Origin of the sequence: Rheinheimera sp., from assembly GCF_036568245.1 — a bacterium.
In the GTDB taxonomy this organism is placed as follows: Bacteria; Pseudomonadota; Gammaproteobacteria; order Enterobacterales; family Alteromonadaceae; genus Alishewanella.
The window spans coordinates 1-4,047 of sequence record NZ_DATCSY010000364.1 but is presented as its reverse complement, the minus strand read 5'-3'; the positions used below and the strand labels follow the sequence as shown (position 1 = coordinate 4,047).

General features: G+C 50.0%; 5 protein-coding genes. All 5 read right to left on the bottom strand.

Going from position 1 to position 4,047, the window contains the following annotated elements; translation table 11 throughout:
• Window positions 1–715 (bottom strand): flagellar basal body P-ring protein FlgI (locus tag VIN66_RS16135; RefSeq protein WP_331924934.1); only part of this gene is annotated, 715 nt, incomplete at its 3' end.
• Between the two features lie 10 nt (window positions 716–725).
• Window positions 726–1,403 carry a flagellar basal body L-ring protein FlgH gene (gene flgH / locus VIN66_RS16130; RefSeq protein ID WP_331924933.1) on the bottom strand — a complete coding sequence of 226 codons (678 nt, stop codon included), beginning with the start codon at window positions 1,401–1,403 and terminating at the stop codon, window positions 726–728.
• 11 nt (window positions 1,404–1,414) lie between these two features.
• Window positions 1,415–2,203 (bottom strand): flagellar basal-body rod protein FlgG, encoded by a 789-nt coding sequence (gene flgG, locus VIN66_RS16125; RefSeq protein ID WP_331924932.1) that lies wholly within the window; start codon window positions 2,201–2,203, stop codon window positions 1,415–1,417.
• A gap of 36 nt (window positions 2,204–2,239) precedes the next feature.
• Window positions 2,240–2,986, bottom strand: a complete 747-nt coding sequence (locus tag VIN66_RS16120) for a flagellar basal body rod protein FlgF (RefSeq protein WP_331924931.1) — start codon at window positions 2,984–2,986, stop codon at window positions 2,240–2,242.
• Between the two features lie 152 nt (window positions 2,987–3,138).
• The coding region (locus VIN66_RS16115; RefSeq protein WP_331924930.1) for a flagellar hook-basal body complex protein at window positions 3,139–4,047 on the bottom strand (909 nt) is incomplete at its 5' end.

Below are 4,047 nucleotides of genomic sequence, written 5' to 3'. Positions count from 1 at the left end.
GATTCTCCAGCGTCGACAAGTAAGACACGCGCTGACTGATATCACGCGGTGCCCGGACCTGCACAGAAGTGGCATCCAGTGAATAGGCGGTTTCCGGGCCGATAAAGGCATTGATCGCCTCTGCCAGCCGTTTTGACGTAGTAAAATCTGACTGTTTAAGGTTAAACGTAATAAAGTCATTTTGAGCAAAAGGTGTAATGACTTCGCGCTCGACCATAGCGCCGTTAGGAATACGGCCTACCGTTGGCGTATTGACCAGAATACGTGAACCGTCAAGCCCTTCTGCGCCAAGGCCGCTGACGATTAAGCTACCTTGCGCAACCGCATAGACATTGCCATCAAGGCCGGTCAGAAAAGTTTGCATCAGGGTACCGCCACGCAGGCTTTTGGCACTGCCGACCGATGAGACAGTAATATCTACCGTCTGCCCCGGCTTGGCAAAAGCCGGCAGCTCGGCATGCACTGCCACAGCCGCGACATTTTTAATCTGCGCTTTCATGTTACCCGGCAACGTAATGCCAAAATTGCTTAACATAGTGCGAAAGCTTTGCTCGGTAAAAGGGCTTTGCTCACCGGTACCGGGCAAGCCTACTACCAAACCATAGCCTACCAGTTGGTTTGACCTTACGCCTTCAACATCAGCGACATCTTTAATTCTTGCACCTGCAGCGGGTAACGCCAGTAAGCACAACAAGATAGCCATCACAGATTTCATTTGTGCTCTCCTAGAATGGCCACAGCGGACCGTTAAAGAACCGGCTCAGCCAGCCCGGTGACTGGCCGTTATGGTGTGCACCGGTGCCACTGTATTCAATGCGTGCATTCGCAATTTTGGTTGACTCTACCGTGTTATTCACATCAACATCCTGCGAGCGGATCACGCCCGTCAGGCGGATATATTCTTTACCGGTGTTCAGCGTCAGCCACTTTTCTCCGCGGATCACCAGATTGCCATTGTTAAGTACCTGCAACACATTGACCGAAATATTACCTACCAGGCTGTTACTTTGGTCCGCTTTTGAATCCCCTTTATAGTCCGAGGTTGAATCGGCACCAAACTGCAATACATTGCCGGCCACTGACACATTTCTGCCGCCCAGACCAACCATTGGCTCAAATGATGTCGAGCTGTCTTTTTGCATTTCCGTTTTGGCTTTTTTACTGGCCTGAGTACTCTCGCGCAGCACAACAGTAATAATGTCGCCCTCATGCCTGGCTTTATTGTCTGCATACAGGCTGTTTGAATAGCTTTGTGCAAACAGCGAGCCATTTTGTGTCAGAGGCCGCGACGGTTGGTCTGGCACCAGGGGTGAAAAATACGGGTCGTCTTGCTGCGGCTCCTGTAGTGAAGCACAGCCACTGCACAATAAAATACCGCACAATACCGACATAACGCGTAACATGATGCCTCCCACTACAGCTGCTGAATAGCGGTACCCAGCATCTGGTCAACGGATGAAATCACTTTTGAGTTCATTTCATACACACGTTGACTTTCAATCAGGTTAACCAGCTCTTCAGTAACGTTAACGTTTGATGTTTCAAGTGAGCCCTGCACAATAATCCCCAAACCTTCCAGGCCGGGTATCCCTTGTACCGGATCACCGCTGGCACCGGTTTCACGAAACAGGTTCTGCCCTATTGGCTCTAAACCCGCCGGGTTAATAAAATTGGTGACGGTAAGTTGGCCCAGCACGGCAGGCTCACCCTGGCCCGGCAACTGCACGGATACCTGACCATCCTGAGCAATGGTGATACTGGTCGCATCAGGCGGTACTACAATGTTTGGCTGCACCTGATACCCAGCCCCCGAGGTCACCACGTTTCCTTCGTCATCTACGGTAAACTGGCCGTTGCGGGTATATGAAATGGTGCCATCCGGCATCAGAATCTCAAAAAAGCCGTGGCCTTGTATCATCACATCCAGGCTGTTGTCTGTTGTGATCAAATTACCCTGGGTAAAGTTTTTCTGCGTCGCGACCACTTTTGTGCCTGCACCAAGCATCAAACCATTAGGTAATTCAGTATTCTGTGACGATGCACCACCAGGCTGATTCACATTCTGGTACAGTAAATCTTCGAAAATGGCCCGGCTTTTCTTAAAACCTACAGTACTGGCGTTGGCCAGATTGTTTGAAATAACCGAGATATCACGCTGTTTAGCGTCTAATCCGGTCTTACTAATCCATAAAGCTGGATGCATGTTTGCCTCCCGGGCTCTCGCCCTTTTATTTATCTGTTAGCCGACGATTCTCAGCAATTGATTCTGTTGACGGTCCATTTCTTCAGCGCTTTTCATCATTTTCACCTGGATCTCAAACTGACGTTGCAAGCTAATCATGTAGGTCATTTCGCCAACAGCATTGACGTTACTGCCTTCAAGCGCACCTTTTAGCAAGCTGACATCGGCGCTGGCTTCTGCTATCTGGCCGTCTTTACGCCGGAACAAACCATCAGTTCCTTTGTCCAGCTCTCTGTTTTCTGGCCTTACCAGCTTAATGCGCCCGGCGGGTACCATTGCATCTGCAGGTGCGCCAAGTGGTAATGCACTGACAGTGCCGTCCTGCGCTATCTCAACTTTTGCCAGCGGAACCGGTAACTGAATCGGGCCATCATCCCCCAATACCGGCAAACCTGTTACGGTTTCCAACATACCAAGCGGACTGATCTGTAAACTGCCGCTACGCGTGTAAGCTTCATTACCATCCTGCGCTTGCACTGCAAGCCAGCCATCGCCCTGAATTGCCACATCAAGCTCGCGCTCAGTCATGATAATAGCGCCGGCGTCAAAGTTTTGACCTGGCCGTTCTGTCAGCGAAAACACCCGGGTTGGCAGGCCTTCGCCAAATGCCTGCATTGACCTGGCCTGCTCAAAATCAGCCTTAAAGCCGGTCGTACTGGCGTTAGCCAGGTTATTTGAGCGCAGCGCCATACCATTCATGTTTTCTTTGGCACCGCTCATGGCGATATATAACAGGTGATCCATAACGCGCTCCGTCAGTCGTCGTTACTAGTCGTTGCTACTTACAAAGCAAATTTTATGCCACATATAAAAATGCAGTGGAGCTGCTGGCCGCAACGCTTTTCCCAATAAAAAAACACCACCGCGAAGGGTGGTGTTTTTCAGCTAAACCATGCTTATCGTATCTGCAGCACTGTCTGCTGTAAGGTACTGTTAACTTCCAGCGCTCTGGAGTTAGCCTGGAAGTTACGCTGGGCACTGATTAAGTCAACCAGTTCAGTGGTCAGGTTAACGTTTGATTGCTCCAGCGAGGACGCATTTACCGCGCCAAAAGTACCCGTATTAGCCTGCCCGCCTATCGGTTCACCTGAAGTAATACTTTGTTTCCATGAGGTATTACCCACTTGCTTTAAGCCCTGAACGTTGGCAAAACGCACCATCGCCACCTGCGCCAGATAGGCAGAGTCACCGTTACTGTAGCTGGCCAACACTCGGCCAAAAGCATCAATATCTACTCCGGTTAAGTTACCAACGGTAGTACCATCCTGGCTCAAATTCTCTACGTCAAAAATCGAAGCATATTGTGTCGGCGTTCTGACACCGGAAGCATCACGGAAGTTAACGACAACATCAGAGACAGCCTGTGCACCATTTGTTAGGTAAGTATTTGCCGGGTCATTAAGATCTGTGGCAGGTATAGTGATAACCGGCAATGGTGTTGTTTCAACAAAATTACCGTTAGAGTCAAACTCTACCGGATCGCCATCAAACCACGAATCTGCAGCTGGCGGTGCTGCTGTTTTGTTATCCCACACCACAAAAGTGTCCCAGGTATTTACCGCCGGAGCGCCCTGCTTACGAAAATACGTTGTTACCTGATGAGACTCCCCAAGGCTGTCATAAACGGTAACTGACGTCGAATGATTGTAAGTTGCGCGGTCCGTTGGATCAAAAGCAGCACCAGGTGCTACTACACGGGAATCTAAGTTCATGCTCAAGAAAATGTTATTAGTCGCACGAGGCGCACCGGCGGATGTCGGGATCGAAATTGGTTGCGTGGTACTTAGGCTAACCGACTGATTTTC

What these genes read in the sequence shown, in the direction of transcription:
- flgH (WP_331924933.1), bottom strand. Translation starts at nt 1,403, where the DNA reads ATGTTACGCGTTATGTCGGTATTGTGCGGTATTTTATTGTGCAGTGGC.
- flgG (WP_331924932.1), bottom strand. Translation starts at nt 2,203, where the DNA reads ATGCATCCAGCTTTATGGATTAGTAAGACCGGATTAGACGCTAAACAG.
- VIN66_RS16120 (WP_331924931.1), bottom strand. Translation starts at nt 2,986, where the DNA reads ATGGATCACCTGTTATATATCGCCATGAGCGGTGCCAAAGAAAACATG.